Source organism: Zavarzinella formosa DSM 19928, from assembly GCF_000255705.1.
Classification (GTDB): Bacteria; Planctomycetota; Planctomycetia; order Gemmatales; family Gemmataceae; genus Zavarzinella; species Zavarzinella formosa.
Genome location: NZ_JH636447.1, coordinates 30,330 through 30,550 on the forward strand (window position 1 = coordinate 30,330; position 221 = coordinate 30,550).

At 60.6% G+C, this 221-nt stretch carries 1 pseudogene; it reads left to right on the forward strand.

What is annotated here, in order from left to right:
- A pseudogene (locus BGIM_RS66705) lies at positions 1-221 on the forward strand (TROVE domain-containing protein); the annotation flags it as partial.

Below are 221 nucleotides of genomic sequence, written 5' to 3' on the forward strand. Positions count from 1 at the left end.
GGCTCCTTCGCGAGGGCAAGATCGGCGGCCTCGCCATGCTCCGCAACATCCGCAACATGCGGGAGGCCAGGGTTGATGACGGTCTGATACGGGAGGGTATCGCCGGTGTGAAAGCCGGGAAGTTGCTGCCAATCAATTTCATCGCTTCGGCGCGACACAACCCGCAGTTCGAGTCGGAACTGGAGGCCAAGTTCTTCGATTGCTTCGCCGGAAAGCCGAAG